General features: G+C 72.7%; 21 protein-coding genes and 2 pseudogenes. 10 read left to right on the top strand and 13 right to left on the bottom strand.

Annotation, left to right across the window (positions count from 1 at the left end):
- Positions 1-25: 25 nt before the first annotated feature.
- Positions 26-202: a 50S ribosomal protein L32 gene (gene rpmF / locus ID554_RS23680; protein ID WP_012015354.1), complete on the top strand. Its 177-nt coding sequence runs from the start codon at positions 26-28 to the stop codon at positions 200-202.
- A 63-nt stretch (positions 203-265) separates the two neighbouring features.
- Here the strand turns inward: rpmF and ID554_RS23675 are convergent.
- The 5 genes and pseudogenes from ID554_RS23675 to ID554_RS23655 form a co-directional block, all read right to left on the bottom strand.
- Positions 266-580: pseudogene (locus ID554_RS23675) on the bottom strand (IS5 family transposase); the annotation flags it as partial.
- Positions 581-658: 78 nt separating this feature from the next.
- Positions 659-1,009 carry a DUF2203 domain-containing protein gene (locus ID554_RS23670; protein ID WP_117228422.1) on the bottom strand — a complete coding sequence of 117 codons (351 nt, stop codon included), beginning with the start codon at positions 1,007-1,009 and terminating at the stop codon, positions 659-661.
- Between the two features lie 88 nt (positions 1,010-1,097).
- Positions 1,098-1,916, bottom strand: coding sequence for a pyrroline-5-carboxylate reductase (proC, locus tag ID554_RS23665; protein ID WP_117228421.1), 819 nt, complete (start codon positions 1,914-1,916; stop codon positions 1,098-1,100).
- Positions 1,917-1,985: 69 nt separating this feature from the next.
- Positions 1,986-3,014, bottom strand: coding sequence for a 6-phosphofructokinase (locus tag ID554_RS23660; RefSeq protein ID WP_117228420.1), 1,029 nt, complete (start codon positions 3,012-3,014; stop codon positions 1,986-1,988).
- A gap of 266 nt (positions 3,015-3,280) precedes the next feature.
- Positions 3,281-3,778: a polyadenylate-specific 3'-exoribonuclease AS gene (locus ID554_RS23655; RefSeq protein WP_117228419.1), complete on the bottom strand. Its 498-nt coding sequence runs from the start codon at positions 3,776-3,778 to the stop codon at positions 3,281-3,283.
- 262 nt (positions 3,779-4,040) lie between these two features.
- On the opposite strand from ID554_RS23655, the gene ID554_RS23650 reads away from it, so the two are divergent.
- The gene (locus tag ID554_RS23650) at positions 4,041-4,733 is read left to right on the top strand and encodes a Crp/Fnr family transcriptional regulator (protein WP_013735136.1); all 693 of its coding nucleotides are present in this window, start codon (positions 4,041-4,043) and stop codon (positions 4,731-4,733) included.
- A 79-nt stretch (positions 4,734-4,812) separates the two neighbouring features.
- Here the strand turns inward: ID554_RS23650 and ID554_RS23645 are convergent, their stop codons facing one another.
- On the bottom strand, positions 4,813-5,010 hold the full coding sequence (locus ID554_RS23645) for a hypothetical protein (RefSeq protein ID WP_223884219.1): 198 nt from the start codon (positions 5,008-5,010) through the stop codon (positions 4,813-4,815).
- Between the two features lie 181 nt (positions 5,011-5,191).
- Between ID554_RS23645 and ID554_RS23640 the strand changes: the two genes are divergently transcribed.
- Complete coding sequence (locus ID554_RS23640; protein ID WP_117228418.1) at positions 5,192-8,761, top strand: ATP-binding protein; 3,570 nt, start codon at positions 5,192-5,194, stop codon at positions 8,759-8,761.
- 16 nt (positions 8,762-8,777) lie between these two features.
- Here ID554_RS23640 and ID554_RS23635 read toward each other — a convergent pair whose 3' ends face one another.
- Entirely contained in the window at positions 8,778-9,476 is a 699-nt protein-coding gene (locus ID554_RS23635; RefSeq protein WP_117228417.1) for a lysophospholipid acyltransferase family protein, read from the bottom strand.
- A 342-nt stretch (positions 9,477-9,818) separates the two neighbouring features.
- Here ID554_RS23635 and ID554_RS23630 point away from each other — a divergent pair, with 342 nt between their 5' ends.
- Both ID554_RS23630 and ID554_RS23625 read left to right on the top strand, forming a co-directional pair.
- Complete coding sequence (locus ID554_RS23630; RefSeq protein WP_117228466.1) at positions 9,819-10,670, top strand: DUF308 domain-containing protein; 852 nt, start codon at positions 9,819-9,821, stop codon at positions 10,668-10,670.
- A gap of 205 nt (positions 10,671-10,875) precedes the next feature.
- Complete coding sequence (locus ID554_RS23625) at positions 10,876-12,291, top strand: alpha,alpha-trehalose-phosphate synthase (UDP-forming) (protein ID WP_117228465.1); 1,416 nt, start codon at positions 10,876-10,878, stop codon at positions 12,289-12,291.
- Between the two features lie 50 nt (positions 12,292-12,341).
- Here ID554_RS23625 and ID554_RS23620 read toward each other — a convergent pair whose 3' ends face one another.
- The 6 genes and pseudogenes from ID554_RS23620 to ID554_RS23595 form a co-directional block, all read right to left on the bottom strand.
- A complete protein-coding gene (locus ID554_RS23620) occupies positions 12,342-13,145 on the bottom strand; it encodes an alpha/beta hydrolase (RefSeq protein WP_396888563.1) in 804 nt (267 codons plus the stop codon).
- Positions 13,146-13,209: 64 nt separating this feature from the next.
- A complete protein-coding gene (locus ID554_RS23615; protein ID WP_117228415.1) occupies positions 13,210-14,619 on the bottom strand; it encodes a flavin-containing monooxygenase in 1,410 nt (469 codons plus the stop codon).
- Positions 14,620-14,711: 92 nt separating this feature from the next.
- A complete protein-coding gene (locus tag ID554_RS23610; RefSeq protein WP_117228414.1) occupies positions 14,712-15,416 on the bottom strand; it encodes an endonuclease/exonuclease/phosphatase family protein in 705 nt (234 codons plus the stop codon).
- A gap of 2 nt (positions 15,417-15,418) precedes the next feature.
- On the bottom strand, positions 15,419-16,366 hold the full coding sequence (locus tag ID554_RS23605) for an ROK family glucokinase (RefSeq protein ID WP_117228464.1): 948 nt from the start codon (positions 16,364-16,366) through the stop codon (positions 15,419-15,421).
- Between the two features lie 7 nt (positions 16,367-16,373).
- Positions 16,374-17,082, bottom strand: a pseudogene (locus tag ID554_RS23600) (hypothetical protein); the annotation flags it as partial.
- Between the two features lie 40 nt (positions 17,083-17,122).
- Positions 17,123-17,578, bottom strand: a complete 456-nt coding sequence (locus tag ID554_RS23595; RefSeq protein WP_117228413.1) for an SRPBCC family protein — start codon at positions 17,576-17,578, stop codon at positions 17,123-17,125.
- A gap of 138 nt (positions 17,579-17,716) precedes the next feature.
- On the opposite strand from ID554_RS23595, the gene ID554_RS23590 reads away from it, so the two are divergent.
- From ID554_RS23590 to ID554_RS23570, 5 genes are all read left to right on the top strand, one after another.
- Positions 17,717-19,516 carry an AMP-dependent synthetase/ligase gene (locus ID554_RS23590; protein WP_117228463.1) on the top strand — a complete coding sequence of 600 codons (1,800 nt, stop codon included), beginning with the start codon at positions 17,717-17,719 and terminating at the stop codon, positions 19,514-19,516.
- A gap of 14 nt (positions 19,517-19,530) precedes the next feature.
- Complete coding sequence (locus ID554_RS23585) at positions 19,531-21,225, top strand: sensor histidine kinase (RefSeq protein ID WP_117228412.1); 1,695 nt, start codon at positions 19,531-19,533, stop codon at positions 21,223-21,225.
- A 7-nt stretch (positions 21,226-21,232) separates the two neighbouring features.
- Positions 21,233-21,901: a response regulator transcription factor gene (locus tag ID554_RS23580; protein ID WP_088972416.1), complete on the top strand. Its 669-nt coding sequence runs from the start codon at positions 21,233-21,235 to the stop codon at positions 21,899-21,901.
- Between the two features lie 187 nt (positions 21,902-22,088).
- The gene (locus tag ID554_RS23575; protein ID WP_117228411.1) at positions 22,089-22,898 is read left to right on the top strand and encodes an SAM-dependent methyltransferase; all 810 of its coding nucleotides are present in this window, start codon (positions 22,089-22,091) and stop codon (positions 22,896-22,898) included.
- Positions 22,899-22,977: 79 nt separating this feature from the next.
- Complete coding sequence (locus tag ID554_RS23570; RefSeq protein ID WP_117228462.1) at positions 22,978-24,633, top strand: putative bifunctional diguanylate cyclase/phosphodiesterase; 1,656 nt, start codon at positions 22,978-22,980, stop codon at positions 24,631-24,633.
- The last annotated feature ends 60 nt before the right edge of the window (positions 24,634-24,693 follow it).

Genomic DNA, 24,693 nt, shown 5'->3' with positions numbered 1-24,693 from the left:
TGTTCCACTTTCTGAAGGAGTCCTGATGGCCGTTCCCAAGCGTCGTATGTCCCGCAGCAACACCCGTCACCGCCGCGCCAACTGGAAAGCGGCTCCGGTCGACCTCGTGCCCGTCCAGGTCGGCGGCATGACCTATCACGTTCCCCGTCGCCTCGTCCGCGCCGTGCAGCGTGGGTACATCGACCCGAGCGGCTTGCGCTGAGCCGTCATCCCCTCGCTCGGACATCACGGATTCATCAGCACCAGCCGTCAGAGGACGTCCGATTCACGTATTTTGCGTGTTTTGTGTTTTTAGGGGTTCTCGCCAGGTTGGGGTAGTTTCGGTGGTGAGGCGTTTGGCGAGGTTGTCGATCATGGCGAGGGTGATCATGCTGGCGGAGTTGTGGGGTCGGGCTTCATAGCCGCGGACGAGGCGGCGGTGGTGCATGAGCCAGCCGATGGCGCGTTCGCCGACCCATCGGCGTTTGACCACGCTGAAGCCTTTGACCTGGGGGTCTTTGGTGACGATCTCGACGTCGACGCCGAGGGCGGCGCCGTGTTCGACGACGCGGTTCTTGAAGCCGGCGTCGACCCAGGTCTTGCCCTCACCGCAGCATTGCACAATAAAGGCCAGTACCTCCTAGACGGTAGATTGCATGCTGAACGATAGGGGGCCGAATCAGATCGGGCGGCGGCCAGCGAAGCCGCAGTCGGCACGGTGGTACCAGCGCACGTCGCTGTCGCCTTCCAGCCAGCACCAGAGCACCTGGCGGCCGTCCCGTTCGCCGGGGAAGTCGAGCAGCACCGGCGCGACGTTCTTGATCTCGATGCCGTGTTGCCGGATGTCGTCGAGGATGGCGTGCAGCCGGGCCTCCAGCCCCTTCACCTCGGGTCGGCCGCCGAGCGCGCTCAGCCCGTGGTGGGCCAGGTCGGTCTGCAACTCGGCCAGGTCGGCCCGGACCCGGATCAGCTCGTCGATGCGCGGGTGCAGGGTGGCCACCAGGTGTCGGGCCTGGGCGAGTGTGAACACCGCGACAGTATGCGGCACGGCGGTCGGCGGAACGAGTCCGCCGCGGACCGGTGTCGCCGGGTCGGCCAGCCCGTCCGGCCGGTGCCGTTCACTCAGCCTGGGCGGCCAGTTCGCGGGCCCGGTCGCGGGCCGCTTCCAGGGCGGCCAGCAGCGCTGCGCGTACGCCGTGGTTCTCCAGCTCGCGTACGGCGGAGATGGTGGTGCCGGCGGGTGAGGTGACCGCCTCGCGCAGCTTCACCGGGTGCTCGCCGGAGTCCCGCAGCATCACCGCGGAGCCGATCGCGGTCTGCACGATCAGGTCGTGCGCCACCTGCCGGGGCAGGCCGAGCAGGATGCCGGCGTCGGTCATCGCCTCGACCAGCAGATAGAAGTACGCCGGGCCGGAGCCGGAGAGCGCGGTGACGGCGTCCTGCTGGGTCTCGGGGACCCGGATCGTCGCGCCGAGCGGCTTGAACATCTCCTCGGCCAGCGCCAGGTGTGCACCGGTGGCATGTGCCCCTGCGGAGATGGCGGTCATCGCCTGGTCCACCAGGGCCGGGGTGTTGGTCATCACCCGGACCACCGGGGTGCCCTCGGGCAGCCGGCGGCTGAAGAAGCCGCTGGGCAGGCCCGCGCAGAGCGAGATGACCAGCTTGTCGGCGGGCACCTTGGGCCCGATCTCGTCCAGCAGGGCGGCGGCGTCCTGCGGCTTCACCGAGACGGCGAGCACGTCGGCCTCGTCGACGGCGGTGAGGTTGTCCACCACCCGGACGCCGTAGCGGGCGGCGAGTTCTTCGGCGCGTGCCGGCCGGCGGGCGGTGGCCAGCAGCCGGTCCACCGGCCAGCCGGACCGCAGCAGGCCGGAGAGCATCAGCTCGCCGATCTTGCCCGCGCCGATCACGGCGACGGTGTGCACCCCGGCTGACACCTGACGTACCCCCTTCGGGTGCCGGTGTCGCGGCGGACCGGGTGGCCCGCCGCGACACCGGGACGACGATCAGCTGCCGAAGAAGACCTCGGCCTCGGCGTACCGCTCCAGCGGCACGGTCTTCAGCTCGCGGGTGGCGTCGGCGAGCGGGACGCGGACGATGTCCGTGCTCTGCATCGCGACCATCTTGCCCCAGTCGCCCTCGTGCACGGCATCGATCGCCTGCAGGCCGAGCCGGGTGGCGAGCACCCGGTCGAACGCGGTCGGGGTGCCACCGCGCTGGATGTGCCCGAGCACGACGGTGCGAGCCTCCTTGCCGGTCTTGGCCTCCAGCTGCTCGGCCAGCCACTGGCCGATGCCACCGAGCCGGACGTGGCCGAACGAGTCCAGTTCCTGGTTCTGCAGGACCATCTGGCCCTCCAGCGGCTGGGCGCCCTCGGCGACCACGACGATCGGGGCGTACTGGTGCTGGAAGCGCTTCTCGACGTAGCCGGCGACCTGCTCGACGTCGAACTGCCGCTCCGGCAGCAGGATCACGTTGGCGCCACCGGCCAGGCCGGCGTGCAAAGCGATCCAGCCGGCGTGCCGGCCCATCACCTCGACGACCAGGGTGCGGTGGTGGCTCTCGGCGGTGGTGTGCAGCCGGTCGATCGCCTCCATCGCGATGTTGACCGCGGTGTCGAAGCCGAAGGTGTAGTCGGTGGCGCCGAGGTCGTTGTCGATGGTCTTCGGCACGCCGATGACCTTGACGTCCAGCTCGTGCAGCTTGGTGGCGACACCGAGGGTGTCCTCGCCGCCGATGGCGATCAGCGCGTCGACGCCCTGCGCGGCCAGGTTCTCCTTGATCCGCTCGACGCCGTTCTCGATCTTGAAGGGGTTGGTCCGCGAGGAGCCGAGGATGGTGCCGCCGCGCGGCAGGATCCCACGGACCTCCGCGATGCCCAGCGGACGGGACAGACCCTCCAGCGGGCCCTTCCAGCCGTCCCGGAACCCTACGAACTCATGGCCGTAGCTGGCGACGCCCTTACGGACCACCGCCCGGATGACCGCGTTGAGACCCGGGCAGTCGCCGCCGCCGGTGAGCACGCCGATACGCATGATCCGCTCATCCTCCTGGGGAGCAATTCGGTCAAGCCCGATCAAGCCCCAGGATACGTGTCAGGTCAGACCTCGGCACCGTTGCCGGCCCGGGGCGGGCCGTCCCGGCAAACTGTAGTCGCCGTGCCGGTCCACCTCACACCGCGCCCCGGTTACCAGTCAGTAGCCGCCGTCACCGGCACCCACCGGGCCGCCGCCCGCCGCCGGACCCGCCGACCCGAGCAGACCGGTGGTGCGACCGTCCCAGGCGATACCGGACACCGGCGCTACGAACCGGTGATCGCCCGCCACCGGGCCAGGTTGTGCCGGGCGTCGACCAGGGCGTCGTGGCGGGCCGCGTCGGCGTTCGGCAGCCGTGGCCGCCCCCGCTCCTCCCAGAGCTGCCGCAACTCCTTGGTGTAACGGGGGATCTCCCGGGGCAGGGCCGGCATGGCCCCCCAGAGCTGCGCCAGCGCCACGTGGTCGTACGCGGCGTACCAGGCCCACAGCTCCAGTTCCTCACCGGGCCGGTCGCGGATCGGCTCGACCAGGAAGTCGTACAGCTCGTCGCGGATGCGCTCCCGCGAGCGCCACGCCCGGTCCGCCGGAGAGGGCAGCTTGTCCAGCACGTGGCGACGTACCCAGGGCACGGCGCGGGTCGCGTCGAACTCGGTGGAGACCGCGTAGAACTCGCGGTCGTACTCGTCGACGACGCCGATCGAGACCAGCTCGACGGTCCGGCCGTCCTCGATGAATTCGCAGTCGTAGAAGTAGCGGTAGGCCATCCCGGCCATCCTCGCCGACGCCCGCCGGGGCGTCACGCCCGGGTCACCTACCCGGGAGCGCTTCCAAGAACCCTGTGGGAAGATCACCGCAGCTCGAAGCTGTCACGGAAGTGATTTGAGGGGTGTACAGCAAGCGACCGGACCGTCATGATCTGATGTGTACCGCTGCCGGACGCCGCACGGGTGTCAGACCACCTCGTCAGGGGCCGCCAGGCTCACCCGGTGAGCGAGTGGGGTCCTTTACCGGGGGAGGGGTGGGGCCGTGGAGATGCGCCTGCCGGAGCCGGGCGACGCGCTCACGGGTGTGGAGATGTTCGCCGGGCTGGAGCCGGAGGTGCGTCAGCGGGTCATCGCCGCTGCGGTGCCCCGGACGTACCGCAAGGGTCAGCTGCTGTTCGTGGAGAACGACCCCGGCGAGTCGCTGATCGTGCTGCGACGGGGAGCCGTGGCCGTGTTCCGCACCGCGCCGACCGGCGAACGGGCCGTGCTGTCGGTGATCCGACCGCCGGACGTCCTCGGTGAGGTCTCGTTGCTGGACGCCTCCACGAGGTCCGCCTCGGCGGAGGCGATCGAGGACTGCACCGCCCTCGCGCTGTCCCGGGGCGCCTTCATGGAGCTGGTGCACTCCAATCCGCGCATCCTGGACGCGGTGATGCGTTCCCTGGGCGCGCTCATCCGCCGGCTCACCGAGCAGAACGCCGACCACGTCTTCCTCGACCTGCCCGGTCGGGTCGCCAAGACACTGGTCCGGCTCGCCGGTGAGAGCCAGGCTCCGATGATCACCATCGAGCTGAACCAGAGCCAGCTCGCCGAGATGGCCGGCGGCTCGCGGCAGAGCGTCAACCAGGCGATCGGGTCGTTCGCCAACCGGGGCTGGCTGCGCACCGAGGGTCGCCGGATCGTGGTCACCGACGTGCCGGCGCTACGCCGCCGGGCGGGCATGAGCGACCGCTGACCCACCGCGCCGAGGCGGAAACGACGAACGGGCGGGGCCGGGGACGATCGTCCCCGGCCCCGCCCGCGCACCCTCCAGGTCAGGGCTTGGTGCTGCCCGGACCGGCCCAGTCCGTACCGCCCGGACCGGCCCAGTCGGTGCCGTCCTTGCCCGACCCCGGCACCTCACCGACGATGCCCTGCGCCTGCAGGAGCGCGAGGGTGGCGGCGTCCACGTCCACCGAGTCACCGGCGGGGTGGGTGGTTCCGTTACCGTCGGTCCAGTCACTCTTCAACATGACGTACACCATGAGGCTGTCCCCCTGATCAGCGTGTTCCATGAGATCGGCTGCCTGAATCTAGCCGTTCGACACACGTCGGACCGCCCGGAGGAGTGTCCACAAGCCAACAGCCCGGTACCCGACAGTCCGCCGGGCAGCGATACTCGGACCTGCGCCCCCGGGCGTCGGGGGCTCGCCAGTGGAGGGTGTCATCACCGCACAGTGTGATCGCTGTGGACGCACCGCCGCCGACGGCGACCGCTTCTGCGGTGGCTGCGGCAGGGAGCTCGGTGCCGTCTGCCCGCACTGCCTCCACCCACTCGCCGCCGACATCGCCTTCTGCACCTCCTGCGGCACCCCCCGGGCCGGCAGCGACCGTCCCGCGGCCATTCCGCAGGAGGACCGGCGTCGGGTCAGCGTCCTCTTCGTCGACCTGATCGACTTCACGCCGTACGTCGAGCGGGCCGACCCGGAGCTGGTCCGGGGCATGCAGACCGGCTTCTTCTCCGCCGCCCGCCGGGTGGTCGGGCAGTACGGCGGGGTGGTCGAGAAGTACATCGGCGACGCGGTGATGGCGTTGTTCGGCGCGCCGGTGGCCACCGAGACGGACGCGTTGCGCTGTGTCCGCGCCGGTCTGGAGCTGCAACGGGTGCTGACCCGGTTCACCCCCACCGGCACCGACGGGCTGCGCTTCCGGGTCGGCGTGGCGACCGGCGAGGCGCTCGTCGACGTGGCCGCCGCCCGCGACGGCGGGCAGGCGATCGTCGCCGGCGACGTGGTGAACACCGCCTCCCGGTTGCAGTCCGTGGCACCGCCCGGCGGGGTGCTGGTGGACGGGACCACGCACGCGCTCACCCGGGAGACCATCCGCTACGACGAGCAGCCCCCGGTCACCCTGCGCGGCCGGTCCGCGCCGACGGAGGTGTGGCTGGCCCTGTCCGCGGTACGCCAGCAGGCCACCGACCGGGAGCCGGACACCACTCCGCTGATCGACCGCGAGCACGAGCTGGGCATGCTGGTCAACGCGCTGCACCGCAGCCTGCGCGACCGCCGCCCGCAGGTGGTCACCGTCTTCGGCCGGGCCGGCATCGGCAAGAGCCGGCTGGTACGCGAACTGCACCGGCACACCGGCCGGCTGGTGGACGAGCCGCTGACCTGGCGGATCGGGCGCTGCCCGCCGTTCGGGGAGAACGTCACGTTCGCCGCGCTGGCCGACATCGTCAAGGCCGAGGCGGGCATCCTGGACACCGATCCGGCCACCAGTGCCGCGCAGCGGCTCGCCGGGGCGGTCGCCGAGTTGGTCGGGCCCGGCGAGCGCGACCGGGTCGCCGACGCGTTGCGTCCCCTGGTCGGTCTGGCCGGTACGCCGCTGCCCGCCGAGGAGGCCGAGTCGGCCTGGCGACGCTTCCTGCTGGCGCTGGCCGCACGCCGACCGACCGTGCTGGTCTTCGAGGACCTGCACTGGGCCGACGACGCCATGCTGCGGTTCGTGGAGCTGTTGGGGGCGGCGGCCCGGGACGTGCCGCTGTTGCTGCTCTGCACCGCCCGTCCCGAGCTGGTCGACCGCGACCCGAGCTGGGCGGGGACGATCACCGGCTCGGTGACCATCACCCTGCCGCCGCTGCGGGACACCGGCATCGCCGCGCTGTACGCGCACATGTTCGGCCAGGCCGCCTTCTCGGCCGACCTGTTGACCCCGCTGATCGAGGTGGCCGGCGGCAACCCGCTCTACGCGCACGAGTACGTCCGGATGCTAATCGAGCAGGGCGCGTTGCGGCAGTCGGGGCGGGGCTGGTCGCTGGAGAAGCACCTGGACCTGCCGATGCCGGAGAGCGTGCACGCGGTCATCGCCAACCGGGTCGACCTGCTCGACCCGAAGGACCGGGCGGTGCTGCTGGCCGCGGCGGTGGTCGGCGTGCAGTTCTGGCCCGGTGCGGTGGCCGCCGCCGTCGGGCAGCCGGTGGAGGCGGTCGAACGCGCGCTGCGCCGGCTGGAGCAGCGGGACTTCGTGCACGAGCAGGCCGCGTCCACGATGGCCGGCCAGCCGGAGTACCGCTTCCGGCACGTGCTGGTCCGCGACGTGTGCTACCAGCGGCTGCCGCGTACCGAGCGGGTGGCCCGGCACGACCGGACGGCCGACTGGCTGGACACCCTGTCGCAGAGCCGGGACACCGACCTGGCCGAGGTGCTGGCCCACCACCGCTGGGCGGCACACGAGATCGCCCGGTCACTGGACCTGGAGACCCGTCGCTACGCCGGTCCGGCCCGGGCCGCGCTGCACCGGGCCGCCCGCAGGGCGTACGCCCTGCACGGGTTGGACGCCGCCGCCAGCCACGCGGCCCGCGCGCTCGGCCTCGCCGACGACTCCGACCCGGTGGGCCGGCTGCAACTGGAGCTGCTCAGCACCGAGATCTCGTTCTACCGGGACGGCAACGCGTTCCTCGCCGGCGGCGGGCCGGAGCAGGTGCAGACGCTGGCCGACCGGCTGCTGGCCTGCGGTGACGAGGCGTGCGCGGCACGGGCCTGGACGCTGCTCGGCCAGGCGGCCTGGCTGCGGGCCGACCGGCAGGCGGCGCTGGTCTGCCTGGACCGGGCGGTCCGGCTGTTCGAGCCGCTGCCGGACAGCGCCCAGAAGGCCGACGCCTTCGCCGAGTTGGGTCGGCTGCACATGCTCAACTACGAGCGCGATCCGGCGGTGACGGCGGCGGCCGCCGCCGCCGAGATCGGCGAGCGGCTCGGGCTGACCGAGATCCGCACCAACGCGCGGATCACCGCGGCGACCGCCCGGTACCAGGCCGGTGACCGGGCCGGCCTGGACGAGTTGCACGCGCTCGTCGAGTTCAGCCGCGCGGGCCAGCTCCTGGCGCTGCCCCGAGCCACCCAGAACCTCGCGTACGCGGTCCGTGAGGAGGGCGACTGGCTACGTTCCGACGCGCTGCTCTCGGCGGCGCCGGCCCGCACCGCCAGCGGGCAGACGTTGACCACCAGCTACTCCGGTGAGGCGATGCGGGCCTGGTTCGAGGGGGACTTCCCGCGCCTGCTCGCCGCCGCCGAGGCGTTCGTCGACACCCCCACCGGCAGCTGGGACATGCAGGTACGCGGGCTGCGGTCGTGCCTGTTGGTGCTGCGGGGCCAGCCGGTGCCGACGGCCGCCGGGCCGCCCGGCCACCCGGGCGCCGCCGCCCAGGCGCCCGGTGACGACGTGGCGGCGGCGTTGGACACCGCCCGACGTAGCGGCTTCCACCGGCTGCACTGGACGATGGTGGCGATGGGCGCGCTGTGCCGGGCGTTGCAGGGGCGCACCGAGGAGGCCGCCGCGCTCGTCGACGAGTTGGCCGAGGCGTGGACGGCGGTGCCCGCCTTGGCCAGCGGCGAGTGGATCGCCGCCGCCGGCTGGGCGGCCACCCTGGCCGGGCGGAAGCCGGCCGCCCGGGTCCGCGCGATGCTGGACCAGGTGGGGCACCGTACCCCCTGGTCGGAGGCGGCGCTGCGGACCGTGGCCGGCGCGGTGGCCGGTGCCGACGGCGACCATCGGCGCGCCGCCGAGCTGCACCTGGCCGCCGCCGAGATCTACGCCGGGATCCCCGACGTCACCGACCGGATGCTGGCGTTGACCTTCGCGGTGCGGGAGTCGGCGGCGGCGGAGGACCCGGCGGCGAGCAGCGGGCCGCTGACCGAGGTACGCGCGTTCGCGCACCGCAACGGCGCGCCCGGCCTGCTCCGCCTGGCTAACCCGCCGGACGCCGGCGCCCGGACGCTGGCCTCCTGACCGGCGCCGGTGCGGATCAGGCCGCGACCGACGCCGCCGGGGTGGGTGGGGTCTTGAGCTTCTGCGCGTACACGTCGACGTACTCGCGGCCGGAGAGCTCCATCAGCTCGTACATGATCTCGTCGGTGACGGCGCGCTCGACGAACCGGCCACCGGACAGGCCTGCGTACCGGGAGAAGTCCAGCGGCGGGCCGAAGCGGATCCGCACCCGCGCGAGCTTCGGGATGATCGTGCCCGGCGGCTGGATCTCGTCCAGGTTGAGCATCACCACCGGCACCACCGGCGCGCCGCTCTCCAGCGCCAGCCGGGCCACACCGGTCTTGCCCCGATAGAGCCGCCCGTCGGGTGACCGGGTGCCCTCCGGGTAGATGCCCGCGATGCCACCGGCACGCAGCACCGTGAGCTGGGTGTCCAGCGCGGCGCGGGCGGCCTGGCCGCCGGAGCGGTCCACCGGGATGGTGCCGGTGCCGACGAAGAACATCTTCGTCAACCAGCCCTTGACGCCCTTGCCGGTGAAGTACTCCGCCTTGGCCACGAAGGTGACCTTCCGCGGCACGATCAGCGGGGTGAAGATCGAGTCCGAGAAGGAGAGATGGTTGCTGGCCAGGATCACCGGGCCGGTCGCCGGTACGTGGTGCAGGCCCTCCACCTGCGGCCGGAAGATGACTCTCAGCAGCGGGCCGAGGAACACGTACTTCAAGAGCCAGTACAGCACCGGCGTCCTTTCGGCGAGGCGGTCGTCGCGACGGCACGGCCTGGCCGGGCGGTCATGGCAGGAAGCCTACGAACCTCCACCGCCCGCCACAACGTCCGGGCGGGCCGACCCGCCTCCCGGCCGGGGCGTCGTGACCACCGTGTCCCCTGGCACGCACCGAGCAAGAACGGACATAGGGGCACGGCCGCGACCAGCGGCACGGACACCGACTTCATACCCCACGCCACAAGGCACTCCCCGAACCGACCCTGGACGTGTCACGATTCAGAGCACGGCGTGCGGGGGCGCGCCGAGGGGCTGGAGCGGGCGCGCGCCGGCGGGCGCGATGAGGAGGATGGTCCGGTGTCAGCGGGTGGGGCCCGCCGGGGACGGCGGGACAACGGGCTCGACGCCAGCGAGTACGCCATCGCCGGCGACGTCGACCCGCGCGTCGGCGAGCACCTGCTCGACGTGCTGGCCGCCGGCGGTATCGCCGCCTATCTGCAACCCTCGGCCGACCTGAACCCGGTCACCCGCACCACCACGGTCCCGGCCCGGCCGGTCGACCGGCTCTACGTGGACCGCTCTCATCTGAGCACCGCTCGGGACTACCTCAGCCAGCTCGCCGACGAGTCCGGCACCCCCGCCCGGGCCGACGAGGAACCGGACATCGACGCCGAGTGGGAACGGATCGTCGCCGGTTTCCACCGCTCGCCGGGCAGCGGGGACCACCCGTGGCCCGCCGCGGAGAACGTGGACGACCAGCCCGACGGCGGCGGCACGATGACCGCACCCCGGCCGACGCCCGAGGAGCCGTCCGGCCCGACCGCCACCGACGTGCGCCGGCTGCCCTACGCGGCCGACGTCTCCGGCATCTCGGTGGGGCGGGGCCCTCGTGACGGCGACGGCCCGTCGCTGCTGGAGGGCCTGGACACCTTCGGCGCCGACCTGCCCGACCACCCCGACGACGACGAACGCTACGTCCCGCCGCCGCCCCCGCCCCTGCCCCGGGTGTCGAAGTACGCCGTGGCGGGCGTCCTCGCCGTGATGCTCGGCTTCGTGCTGTTCCTCTTCCCGGACCTGCTCCCCGCCGACCCGAGCATCGTGACGCTGCTCGGCTTCACCAGCATCCTGGCCGGATTCGTCACGCTGGTCTGGCGGCTGCGCCCCGGTGACGCCGAGGACCGCGGTCCGGACGACGGCGCGGTCGTCTGAGCCGGTGCAGGTCGCCCCGGCGCCTTCCACCCACCGCGCACCGTAGCCGCCCGGATACCGGGACGCGCACCGCCCGCACCAGGGGGGCGTAACAGTGGTGTAACTTACTGTCAGTAGGAATACCGCAGTACGTCACGTCACCCGCCGACTGCCCGGTTGTTCCTTTCTCGTGGCGGTCACTCCCCTGCTGATCGGAATGCCCGAGATGCGACAGAGTTCTCTCGTGGTGGTGGCCAACCGCCTCCCCATCGACGACAACGTGGCGCTCGACGGCGCCTGTGAGTGGCGCCGCAGCCCAGGCGGGCTGGTGAGTGCGCTACACCCGCTACTGCGACACACCCCGGCCACGTGGGTCGGTTGGGCGGGCGGGACAGGTCCCGCGCCCAGCCTGCCGGATGTCGACGGGGTGCGGATGCACGCCGTGCCGCTGACCGGCGAGGACCTGCGCGACCACTACGAGGGGTTCGCCAACGCGACTCTCTGGCCGATCTACCACGACGCGGTCGAGCAGCCGCAGCACCACCGGCGCTGGTGGGACGCGTACCAGCGGGTCAACCAGCGGTTCGCGGAGGCCACCGCCGAGGTCGCCGAGACCGGCGCGGTGGTCTGGGTGCAGGACTACCACCTGCAACTGGTGCCGGGGCTGCTCCGCACGCTCCGGCCCGACCTGCGCATCGGCTTCTTCCTGCACGTGCCGTTCCCGCCGCCGGAGCTGTTCATGCAGCTGCCCCGCCGCGCCGAACTGCTACAGGGCATGCTCGGCGCGGACCTGGTCGGTTTCCAGCGGGCCCAGGCCGCGCACAACTTCGCCCAACTGGTCTCCAAGGTGCTGGACCTGCCGGCCACCGACCGGCGGATCGCGGTCGCGGACCGGGTGGTCCGGATCGGCGCGTTCCCGGTCTCCATCGACACCGCCGAGATGGCCGCGCTGGCCGGCCGACCGGCGGTTGCGGACCGGGCCCGGCGGCTGCGACACGACCTCGGCAGCCCGGACCACGTGATCCTCAGTGTCGACCGGATGGACTACACCAAGGGCATCGAGCAGCGGCTCAAGGCGTACAGCGAGCTGCTGGCCGGAGGGCACGTCAAGGTCCGCGACACCGTGCTGGTGCAGGTCGCGGTGCCCAGCCGGGAGCGGGTCGGCCAGTACCAGATCCTCCGTGACCGGGTCGAACGCGAGGTCGGACGGATCAACGGCGAGTTCGGTCGGGTCGGCGAGCCGGCGATCCACTACCTGACCCAGCCGTTCGACCGGGCCGAACTGGCCGCGCTCTACCGGGTCGCCGACGTGATGGCGGTGACGCCGCTGCGGGACGGGATGAACCTGGTCGCCAAGGAGTACGTCGCCGCCCGGGTGGACGACGCGGGCGCGCTGCTGCTCAGCGAGTTCGCCGGGGCGGCGGCCGAGCTGCCGCAGGCGTACCTGGTCAACCCGCACGACCTGGAGGGGCTCAAGCAGGGCCTGCTCGCGGCGCTGCGGGCCGACCCGGCGGACGTCCGGACGCGGATGCGGGCCATGCGCGAGCACCTGCACCGACACGACATCCGGGCCTGGGCCCGGTCCTACCTGTCCACCCTGGACCAGAACGGCGAGCTGGTCACCCACCTCACCACCGGCTGAGGTGGGTGGCCCCGGCCCGGACCACGCGGACCGGGCCGGGATCGCGCGCATCAGGGGCGGTCGTCGCGGGCCGGGCCCTTGTCCAGCCAGTCCAGGATCGCGTCGATCGGCTCCTGCCAGCGCGCGTCGAGCATCAGGTCGTGTCCCATGCCGGGAAAGAGCAGCGGGGCCGAGTCGTACCGGCGGGCCGCGCCGGTCAGCGCCGACGGCGGCACCACCAGGTCGTCCGGGCTGCCCAGCACCAGCACCGGCGGGCGCCCCACCGGCGGCTCCGGCTCGGCCCCGGTCAGCAGCCGCCACTGGGCCCGCCGGGCCGCCCGCCCCAGCCGGCCGGTGTAGCGCCGTGCGTCGGCCTCGGGCAGCTCGCGGCTGAACAACTGGCGGCGGTGCAGGCGTAGCCCGCCGCCGAACACCGCCGGCAGGGTGCCGAACGGGTTGCGTCGCATCGCGGCACCGAACGTCGCCCACCCACCGAGGACCGGCGCCACCAGCACCGCCGCCCGGGCCGGATACCGGGCCAGGGCGTGCGCGACCACCAGGGCCCCGGCCCCGTGCCCCACCAGCACCGCCTGGCGCGGCAGGCCCGCCGCCACCTGCACCACGTCGTGGGCGTACGCGCGCAGCGTCGCGTCCGGCGCCGGGCCGCTGCCGCCGTGCCCGCGCAGGCTCACCGCGTACGCGGGGAAACCGCGCGCGGCGGCGTGCCCGAGCCAGTGTTCGGCGTACACCCAGGCGCCGTGTCCATACCCGGGCACGAACAGCAGGGGTGGCCGCCCCTCCTCCAGCTCGGGCGTGGCGCTGAGCACCTCACGGCGGACCGGGCGCACCGGACGTGCCCATTCCCAGGCCCGCATCACACGTACGAGCTCGCTCACGCCGTCGCCTCGCTTCGCTCGCTCACGCCGCTGCCCCGCTCGCTCACTTGCCCTCCAGGTCGCGCAGCGCGCGTTCCAGCACACGCAGGTAGTCGGCGTGGCCCACCTCGAACCAGTGCCGGGTCGAGTCCTTGACCTGACCCGAATAGCGCTCACCGGCGCCGGCACGGACCCGTGCCGCGAACGCCGTCACCCGGTCCGGCCGGGTGGTCCGCAGCCGCAGCAGCCGGGCGAAGAGCACCGCCTGCCAGTGCGACAGGGTGAACACACCGGAGTCCGGTTGGACCAGGCCGGTCACCGCGAGGGTGGGGTGCTCCGGCACGAAGGCGTTGAGCCACAGCCGGGGACGGCCGACGCCCTCGTCGTCGCCGAGGATCTTCGCGTCCAGGAAATCGAAGCGCGGCAGGTAGCCGGTGGCGAAGACGACCACCTCCGGGTCGATCTGCCGGCCGTCGGTCAGCTCCACCGAGTGCGAGTGGAGCCGGGTCACGTCCGGCACCGGGGTGATCGCGCCGTGGCCGACGTAGTAGACCAGCTGGCTGTTGGCGATCGGGTGCGTCTCGTACACCCGGTGGTCGGGCCGGGGCAGGCCGAAACGGGTCAGGTCGCCGACGGTCAGCCGCAGCGTCCGGTGATAGAGCCACTGCCGTACCCGCAGCGGCACCCGCAACGCCAGCAGAGTGTCGTTGACCTGGTCGGCGGGACGGCCGAAGACGTACTTCGGGGCGTACCAGTAGCCCCGGCGGGTGGAGTGCCAGCAGCGTGCCGCCTGCTGCGCGGCCTCCACCGCGATGTCGCACCCGGTGTTGCCGGCGCCCACCACCAGCACCCGTTTGCCGCGCAACTGGGCCGGGTCCTTGTAGGACGAGGCGTGCATCACCTCGCCCCGGAACTGTTCCAGTCCCTCGTACCGGGGCAGCTTCGGCGACCAGTTGTGTCCGTTGGCGATCACCACGGCGGCGTACCGGGAGGTGCGCTCCGGGCCGTACCCGCCGGTGCTGCGGGTGGTGACGTCCCAGCGGTCGTCGTCGACCGGCTCGACCCGCACCACCTCCGTGCCGAACCAGATGTGCCGGCGCAGGTCGAAGTGGTCGGCGTACCGCTCGAAGTAGGACAGCAACTGGCTGTGGTGCGGGTAGTCGGGCCAGTCGTCGGGCATCGGGAAGTCGGGGAACTGGGTGAACGGCCGCGACGAGATCAGGTGTGTGCTGGCGTACACCGGGCTGCGGTCGTGCCGCCAGTTCCAGGCGCCGCCGATGCCGGTCTCGCGCTCGTAGCAGTCCACACCGAAGCCGTGCTCGGCGAGGTTCTTGACGGCGGTCAGGCCGCTGGCGCCCGCGCCGATGACGCAGACGGTGTCGCCCCGGTCGGAGACGGGGCGGCCGTCACGGCTGCGGGCGAGGGGGGTCGTCTCCGGTTCGGACCGACCGTGGTGCTCGGTGGGGGTGGGCACCGGGGTCTCCTTCGTCTCGGCACGGGTGCCGGGTCGGGCGAAATCCTCTCCACAACGGAGCGGGATGTCCAGCCCGTCGGAGCCGCCGCAGGTCAGCCTGCGGCGGGAATCAGCAGGTCGACCAGGAGCGGAAAATGATCGCTGGCCCTGCGGGTCAACGGGGTGTCGAGCACGTCGTAGTCGACCACGGAGATCCGGGGGTCGACGAAGAGGGCGTCGATGCGCCGCCGGGGGTTCGCGCAGGAGTAGGTCAGCCGGTCGGCCCGGTCCGCGGCCACCGCCGTGTCGGTCAGCCCCTCCGCCACCGTGCGCCAGGCCGGGTCGCCCGGCTCCTCGTTGAGGTCGGCGGCGGCGATCACCGGGTACGGCGCGGCGGCCAGGTCCCGCCGGAACAGCTCCGCCTGGCCGGGCCGCTCGGCCGGGTCGGTGGACAGGTGCGAGCCGGCCACGGTGAAGCGGGCGGACCGACCCACCACGCAGTCCGCGTACGCGGCGCCGCGCAGGTGCCGCCCCGGGGTGAGCGGGAACCGCCGGCAGCGGGCGCCGGTCACCCGGACCCGCAGGTCGGTCAGGACCAGGTTGCCCAGGGCGGGCAGCCCACCGGCGGCGACCACCAGGCCGAACGACTCGGCCAGCGCCGCCGACTTCTCCCGCCACCGGAAGCGACGCGGGCCCTCCTGGACCACCACCACGTCCGGTGCCGTCGCGCGGACCACCTCGGCCAGCGCGGCGGTGTCGTCGCGCTGGCCGTGCACGTTGTACGACACGACGCGTAGCGGCACGCCCGAACCGCTCATCCTCAGATCCGTCGGGCCAGGTCGGCCGCGCCGATGACACCGGCGGAGTTGCCCAGCTCGGCCGGGCGGATGTCGGCCACCGGCAGCCGGCTGCGCTGCGCGAGCGCCTCGGCGAACGAGCGACGGGTCGGGCCCATCAGCAGCTCACCGGCGTCGATGACGCCACCGCCGACGACCAGGACCTGCGGGTCGAGGATCTGCGCCATGTCCGCCAGGCTGGTGCCGAGCCAGCGTCCGACCTGGGCGAACGCCTCGGCCGACACCGGGTCACCGCCCTTGGCCGCAGCCGTCACCATCGGGCCGGTGATCGCCTCGGCCTCGCCGTCGGCCAGTTCCAGCAGCGCGGTGGCGCGCTGCGGTTCCTGCCGGGCGGCGGCGCGGGCGAAGCGGACCAGGGCGCTGCCGCTGGCATACTGCTCGATGCAGCCCAGCCGCCCGCAGCCGCACTGGTGGCCGTCCGGCACGGTGAGCATGTGACCCAGTTCGGCGGCGATGCCGTTGGCGCCCCGGACGAGTTCACCGCCGAGCACGATGCCGCCGCCGACGCCGGTGCCGATGGTGAACATGACCATCGAGTCGTCGGCCTGCCGGGCGGCGCCGTACCGGAACTCGGCCCAGGCGGCCACGTTCCCGTCGTTCTCCACGATCACCGGCAGCCCGACGGCCGCGCTGACGTACGCCCGCAGCGGCTCGTCGCGCCAGGCCAGGTTGGGGGCGAACAGGACAGTCGAGCGACCGGCGTCGATCCAGCCCGCCGCGCCGACGCCGACCGCCTGGATCTCGTATCCGGAGGCGAGTTCGGTGACCAGTTCGATGATGACGTCCCGGGTCTTGCCGACGTCGTCGGCGGGGGTGTCCCGTCGGGTCTGCACGAGAACCCTGCCGGTGTCGTCGACGACACCGCCGGCCACCTTCGTGCCACCGACGTCGACTCCGATGGTCAGCGTCACCGCTGCCACTCCCCTCTGCTGTGCCACCCCGCGCACCTGCCCTCGCCGGTGGCACGGGTCCTCCCTGGTCAGGCCCCGTCGCCTGGCTCGCCCTACTGCCCGCCGCCGGGCACGGCCTCCGCCTCCGGCGCGGCGTCGTCCTCCGCCCGCGTGGCGGCGGACCAGACGTCCCGCTCCGGTGCCGGCTGAGAATCATGCCCGGTACGGGTCGCCTCGCGCCACACGTGATCGCCGTCCGGCCTGTGTCCGGTCGGCTCGGACGGGCCGCCGGTGGGCGCGGAAGGGCTGGACGGGGACCCGGCGTGGCCGGGATCGGGCCGGGGCGGGGCGGAGGGAGGTGCGGCGGGGTCGGCGTGCGGGTCGGCCGTGTTGAAGGCCCGCAGGAAGCTGGCCAGACCGGCGGCCAGGTCACCGGCGCCGGTGGCCAGCCGTTCGGCGAACTCCGGACTCGGGTCACGCAAGGCGGCGATACCTCGACAGACCGGACAGACACAGCATTCCGCAGCACCGGTGGCGAAACCGGCGCCGACGGGTTCGGCGTGACCACCCCGGCCGGCGGGGGCGTCCTTGTGACCGAGGACACTGGTCACCATCCCACCGAGCGGGCCGAACGGCCCGGCGCCGGGATTCGCGGCGGCCAGCCGTACGCCGGCCAGCAGAGTGGCGACCAGCCGCTCCGCCTCTTCCCGGGCCGAACCCGGACCTGTCGCACCCATGCTGGGCTCCTCTACCGTGGCGACCGGGTCGCCGGATGCGTCACTGCGCCGAACCGAGGGTTTCTACCCGGCGCTTGAGCTCCTTCAACGCGGCGTCCATGATCATTTTCTCGGCCTTGCGACGGAACATGCCGAGCATCCCGACCGCGAGCTCCACCTCCAGCGTGTACGTCACGGTGGTGCCCCCGTCGGCATCGGCCACCAGGTCGTACGAGCCGCGCTGGGCCTTCTGCATCTTCGAGGGCGCCACCAGCTGCCACTCGATGTGGGACAGGTCCTCGGAGTAGCCGTAGGCGAGCACGTACTCGTCGGCTATCACCCCGGCGTCGAGGACGAACCGGACCTGGCTGGCGTAGCCGTCCTCGTACTCCTCGACGACCTCGGCCCGCCGCACCGCCTCGGCCCACTCGGGATAGCTCGGAAAGTCACAGATCACCGCCGCCACCCGGTCCGGTGGCGCGCCGATGGTGATCGACTGGGTGGAGGAGTCCGCCATGGGGGGAGGCTACCCGTCCAGTGGCGGGCGCCGCGCCGCGCCGCCCCACCTGAGATGTGCTCGTACGCCGGTCAGACGGTAGGTTTCACACCAGCCGCGAGGGCGGCCGATCCGGCCAGCGAGCACGAGGGAGTGCAGGTGCGCGAGTTCTCCGTCCCGCCGATCGTCACGGTCGGCGATTCCGCCAACCTCACCGACCCGGTCTGGGACAACGCCGAGGCCGCCCCCGACTCGGTCCAGTTCATCCGGCGCGACGACTCCGGCGGCTGGGTAGACGTGACCTGCCGGCAGTTCCGCGACGAGGTGGTGGCGGTGGCCCGGGGCCTGGTAGCGGCCGGGGTACGGCCCGGTGACCGGGTCGCGCTGATGAGCCGTACCCGCTACGAGTGGACCCTGGTCGACTACGCCGTCTGGGCGGCCGGCGCGGTCACCGTGCCGATCTACGAGACCTCCAGCACCGAGCAGGCCGCCTGGATCCTGGCCGACTCCGGTGCGGTGGGCGCCGTGGTGGAGACCACCGCGCACGCCACGCTGGTGGCCGGCGTCCGCGACGATCTGCCCGACCTGGCCCACCTCTGGCAGATCGACCTCGGCGGCGTGGACGAGCTGGTCGCCGCGGGCGCGGCGGCGGAACCGGCGGAGATCGACCGGCGACGCGCCGACCTGGGCTCCTCGGACGTCGCCACCATCATCTACACCAGCGGCACCACCGGCCGGCCCAAGGGCTGCGTGCTGACCCACCGCAACATGTACGCCGACATCGCCAACGCGGTGCCGGTGCTGCCGAACCTGTTCCGCCCGAACGCGTCGACCCTGCTGTTCCTGCCACTGGCGCACTCCTTCGCCCGGCTCATCCAGATCGGTGTGGTGCACGCCCGGGTGACCATGGCGCACTGCGCCGACCCCAAGCACCTGGTCGCCGAGTTGCAGGAGGTCAAGCCGACCTTCGTGCTCTCCGTGCCACGGGTCTTCGAGAAGGTCTACAACGGCGCGAAGCAGAAGGCCGAGGCCGCCGGCAAGGGCAAGATCTTCGCCCGGGCCGAGGCGGTCGCCATCGCGTACAGCGAGGCGTTGGAGACCTCGTCCGGTCCGGGCCTGGGCCTGCGCGCCCAGCACGCCCTCTTCGACAAGCTGGTCTACGCCAAGCTGCGGGCGGCGCTGGGCGGCCGGTGCCGGGACGCGATCTCCGGTGGCGCGCCGCTCGGCGCCCGGCTGGGGCACTTCTTCCGGGGCGTCGGGGTGACCGTCTGCGAGGGGTACGGCCTGACCGAGACCTCCCCCGCCGCCTCGGCGAACCTGCCGGACTACACCCGGATCGGCACCGTCGGTCGCCCGCTGCCCGGCGTGACCATCCGGATCGCCGACGACGGCGAGGTCCTCATCGCCGGCGACCTCGTCTTCCAGGGGTACTGGCACAACGAGGCGGCCACCACCGAGGCGATCACCGCCGACGGCTGGTTCCACACCGGCGACCTCGGCTCGCTCGACGGCGACGGCTACCTGACCATCACCGGCCGGAAGAAGGAGATCATCGTGACGGCCGGCGGCAAGAACGTCGCCCCGGCCGTGCTGGAGGACCAGGTCCGGGCGCACCGCCTGGTCAGCCAGTGTCTGGTGGTCGGCGACCGGCAGCCGTTCATCGCCGCCCTGGTCACCCTCGACGAGGAGGCCCTGCCGGCCTGGCTGGAGTCGGCCGGGCTGCCGGCCGACACCGACGTCGACTCGCTGCGCGGCAACGAGGCGTTGCGGGCGGAGATCCAGACCGCGGTGGACAAGGCCAACCAGTCGGTCTCCAAGGCCGAGGCGATCAAGGTGTTCCGGGTCCTGCCCCGCGACTTCACCGAGGCCACCGGCGAACTGACCCCGTCGATGAAGGTCAAGCGCCAGGTCGTCCACAAGACGTACGCGGCGGAGATCGCCGACATCTACGGCGCCTGACTACCATCCGTCACGTGCCCGCCTCGACATCGGCCCCGGCCCGCTCCCACCCGCTCGCTGCGGCGGCGCGGGTGGTCGTGCTCGCGCTGGTCGCCGTCCTCACCCTGCTCGCCACCCACGACGTGGCGCAACTGTGGTGGATCGCCCTGCTGGCGGCCGCCGGGCTGCCCGCGTTGCTGGCGCCGCAGCACCGCCTGGTCGGGCCGCTGAGCCGGGTGGCCGAGGTGATGGTGCTCGGCCTGGCCGCCAGCCAGGTCGCGGCGGTCGCCACCGTCGGTGGTCACATCGGTGGGCTGGGCGCCTCCGCTGTGCTGCCCTACCTCGCCGTGCCGGTCACCGTGACCGCGCTGCGGCGGCGTTTCCGCGAGGGCGCCACGCTGATCGCCGTCGTCGCCGGGACCCTGCTGGTCGCCGGGGCGCTCACCGAGGTCGGCGGGGTACGGCAACTGGCCCAGCCCGGTTACCTGGCGGTCTGCGCCCAGTGGCTGATCCTGGCCGCGCTCGGCCTGTACGCGGCCAGCACCCTGCACCGGGTGATGCAGATCCGGCAGGAGGGCAAGCCGCAGCCGTACGCCGAGGCGACCCGCCTGCTGACCCAGCTCCGTACGGTGGCCCGGCAGCTGCCCGGGGCGACCCTGGACCCCGGTGGCATCTCCGAGCACCTGCTGGAGGAGTTGCGCACGGTGGCCCGCACCGACCGGGGTGCGGTGCTCTCCGCCAGCGGTGGCGGGCGGCTGGTGGTGCTCGCCCAGATCGGCGCCGACCGCGTCGACTGGGAGACCACGCTCGACGCCGACTCGGCCATCGCCGACGCCTGGGCCAGCCAGCAGCCGCAGACCGCGGCCCGCTCTCAGTCGCGTTCGCACACCGGCGGGGACGTCTCCGCGCTGATCGTGCCGCTGGTCGCCGGGCTGCGTACGGTCGGGCTGGTGGTGTTGGAGGCCGACGCCGGGCAGGCGTACCCGCCGTCGGTGGTGGCCCGGGTGACCGCGCTGACCGGCCCGGCGGCGCTGCGCCTGGAGGCGGCGCTGCTCTTCGACGAGGTGCGCTCGCTGGCCACCAACGAGGAACGGCAGCGGCTGGCCCGCGAGATCCACGACGGGGTGGCCCAGGAACTCGTGATGGTCGGCTACGGCATCGACAACGCCCTCGCCACCGTGCACGACGACGCCGAGGAGACCGCCGACTCGCTGCAGACGCTGCGCCAGGAGGTCACCCGGGTGATCACCGAGCTGCGGCTGAGCCTGTTCGAGCTGCGCAGCGAGGTGGACCGGCACGGTGGCCTGGCCGCGGCCATCGCCGAGTACGCCCGGACCGTCGGCGCATCTGGCGGGCTGCGGGTGCACCTGTCGCTGGACGAGTCGACCGCGCGGCTGCCCGCCGCCACCGAGGCGGAGTTGCTGCGCATCGCCCAGGAGGCGGTCACCAACGCGCGCAAGCACGCGGGGGCGTCCAACCTCTGGGTCACCTGTGAGGTGGATCCCCCGTACGCACAGATCGAAGTGTCGGATGACGGTCACGGCATGGGTGACCAGCGCTCGGACGGGCACTATGGTCTTGCGATCATGGCCGAGAGAGCGGAACGTATCCGAGGCCGGTTGGAGATCAGGCCGCGACAGCCGAGCGGGACGACCGTAGCGGTTGTGGTCGGTTCGTCGCCCCGGCGCGATAACGTTCGCGGTAGCGCCGTAGCAGCAGAAGGGGAGTAACCCGAGGATGACCACAAGCCCGACACCGGCCACACGTACCAAGGTCCTCCTTGTCGACGATCACGACTTGATCCGTAAGGGACTGCGCCACGCCTTCGAGCGTGACCGGCAGTTCGAGGTCGTCGGCGAGGCGGCGACCGCGGCCGAGGGCGTGCGACAGGCCGGCGCGTTGCAGCCGGACGTTGTGATCATGGATCTGCGGCTACCCGACGGCAGCGGCCTGGAGGCCACCCGCGCGCTGCGCAAGTCCAGCGCCACCATGGGCATCGTGGTGCTCACCATGTATGCGGGCGACGACCAGCTCTTCGGCGCGCTGGAGGCCGGTGCCAGCGCGTTCGTGCCGAAGACCGCGCCCGCCGACGAGGTGGTCGCCGCCGCCCGGCACGCCGCCTCCTCCCCCAGCGCCTTCACCGCCGCCGACCTGGCCGAGGCGATGAAGCGGCGGCTCGCGCCGTCCGGTCCGCAGCTCTCCCCCCGCGAGGGTCAGGTGCTGCGCCTGCTCGCCGACGGGATGAGCGTCGCCGGCATCGCCAAGCAGCTCTTCGTCAGCGAGTCCACCGCCAAGACCCACATCTCCAAGCTGTACGAGAAGCTGGGTGCGGCCAACCGGGCCCAGGCGCTGATGACCGCGTTGCGGCTCGGTCTGCTCGAGGCCCCGGACGCCCCGAAGTTCTGACCGACCGTCGTAGCACCCGGCGTCGAGGCACGTCCTCACCGCCGGGTCTCCGCGTCCACCCTCGATCGAAATTACATTTCTGCACGTCAATGGCCGCATCGGTGATCGCGCTATGGCCTCCCGCGCCCAGGCGGGGCAGAATACCGGCCGGGGCGGTGTCGCCCCGGCTGGCGCGAAGGGGTGTGGCATGCAGCGGCCGGACTGGTCACCCGAGACGATCGACGTCGAACGACCGAGCGTCGCCCGCATGTACGACTACTATCTCGGCGGCTCGCACAACTTCGCCGCCGACCGGGCAGCGGCCCGGGCGATGATGGCGGCGGTGCCGGAGGCGCCGCTGATGGCCCAGGCCAACCGCGCCTTCCTGCGCCGGGCCGTGCAGTACCTCACCACCGCCGGGATCCGGCAGTTCCTGGACATCGGGTCGGGCATCCCGACCGTCGGCAACGTGCACGAGATCGCCCAGCGGCACGCTCCCGACTCCCGGGTGGTCTACGTCGACGTCGACCCGGTGGCGGTGGCGCACAGCCGGGAGATCCTGGCCGGCAACGAGCAGGCGACGGTCGTGCAGGAGGACTTCCGCAATCCCGAGCGGATCCTCGCGCATCCCGACGTCAACGCTCTGCTCGACTTCTCCCGGCCGGTCGCCGTGCTGGTGGTCGCGGTGCTGCACTTCGTGCCGGACGACGACCGCCCCGCCGACGTGCTGCGTACGCTGCGCGAGGCGCTGGCCCCCGGCAGTCACCTGATGATCTCGCAGGCCAGCGACGACGGCCGCGACGAGGCCCAGCGGGCCGAGGCCGAGGATGTCTACCAGCGCACCGACAATCCGCTGTGGGTGCGCAGCCGGGCCGAGCTGACCGCGTTCTTCGACGGCTTCGAGCTGGTCGAGCCCGGCGTGGTGTGGGTGCCGCAGTGGCGCCCGGAGACGCCGGAGAGCGCCGAGAACGCCGAGCAGGCGGTCTTCCTGGGTGGGGTCGGGCGGCTCGGTGGTTGAGCCGCCGGACGGCCGATCCTGCGCCGGCACGTTCGCCCGTGCCTGGGCCAAGGCGGTCTCCGGCACCAGCTACCTGCCGATGCCCCACGCCCAGCTGGAACTGGTGTTGCAGCGGCTCACCGACCAGCTCGCCGAGGCGCTGCGGGCGGAGCCGCTCGACCTGCGGGTGGGCCACCGGGTAGCCAACGAGCTGGTCGCCGCGCACATCGCCTCCGCCGAGGCGCTCGGCCGTACCGTGGAGGTGATCCAGCTCCGGCTGGTCCGCGACCTCGACCTGGCCGCCGACGACATCGAGGACCGGATGGCCCGGCTGCTGGCCGCCATCGCCACCGGCTACGCCCGGGCACTGCACGACCGGACGCTGGACGAGCAGGAGTCGATCCGCCGCGCCGCGCTGACCGCCCGGGTCGACGCGGAACGGGCGTTGCGGGCCAGCGAGGCCCGGTTCCGCCACCAGGCCACCCACGACCCGCTCACCGGCCTGCCCAACCGCACACTGTTCGCCGAACGGCTGGACGCCGCGCTCGACGGTACGTCCGGCGGTGGCCGGCGCGTCGGGCTGTGCTTCCTGGACCTGGACCGCTTCAAGCGGGTCAACGACTCGTACGGCCACTCGATCGGCGACCGGGCGCTGGTGGCGGCGGCCCGGCGGCTGTCCCGGGCGGTGGAGCCGCACCTGGTCGCCCGGCTCGGCGGAGACGCGTTCGTGGTGCTGGTGGAGCGCTCCACCGGCACCGGTGACGTGGTCGCGGTCGCCGAGGCGGCCCTCGGCGCGCTCTCCGAGCCGGTGGTGGTCGGCGGGCACGACGTTACGGTCACCGCCAGCGTCGGGGTCGTGGAGCGGCGGGCCGCCGACACCTCCCCCGACGACCTGCTGCGGGCCGCCGGCAGCACCCTGCACTGGGCCAAGACGGCCGGTGGCGGGGGCTGGGCGCTGTACGACGCCGAGCGCGACAGCCGCGAACAGGCCCGCCAGGCGTTGAGTGCGGCGATCCCCGCCGGCCTGGAGCGCGGCGAGTTCTACCTCGACTACCAGCCGTTGACGTCGCTGCACGACGGTTCGATGCTCGGCGTCGAGGCGCTGGTGCGCTGGCGCCACCCGGAGCTGGGGGTGCTGCGGCCGAACAGCTTCATCGGGCTGGCCGAGGAGACCGGGCTGATCGTGCCGCTGGGCACCTGGGTCCTCGCCGAGGCGTGTCGGGAGGCGGTCGGCTGGACGGCCGCCACCGGCGAACCGCCGTACGTCAGCGTCAACCTCGCGGTACGCCAGGTCCGCCGGCCCGGCCTGGTGGAGGAGGTACGCGCCCTGCTGCGGCGCACCGGGCTGCCGGCGCACCGGCTGCAACTGGAGATCACCGAGAGCACCATGATGAGCAGCGCCGAGGAGCCGGTACGCGCCCTACGGACCCTGGCCGACCTGGGCGTACGCATCGCCATCGACGACTTCGGCACCGGTTACAGCAACCTGGCGTACCTGCGCGACCTGCCGGTGACCGAGCTGAAGGTGGCCGGCGAGTTCGTCCGGGGCCTGCGCGACCCGGACGATCGGGCCAACGAGCGCATCCTCGCCTCGCTGGTCTCGCTGGCGCACGCGCTGGACCTGACGGTGACCGCCGAGGGCGTGGAGACCGTCGGGCAGGCCGAACGGCTGCGCGCGATCGGGTGCGACGCCGGCCAGGGCTGGCACTTCGGCCGTCCCGCCCCCGCCGAGAACGTCCTCGCCCGCATGCGCTGAGGTGTCTCTCCCGCATGCGCTGGGGTGTTAGGAGGGGTCCCCTGCTATACACCAGGCGTT

This window comes from Micromonospora craniellae (genome assembly GCF_014764405.1).
GTDB lineage: Bacteria > Actinomycetota > Actinomycetes > Mycobacteriales > Micromonosporaceae > Micromonospora > Micromonospora craniellae.
The sequence above is the reverse complement of the archived record's forward strand: the minus strand, read 5'-3'. Positions and strand labels throughout refer to the sequence as shown.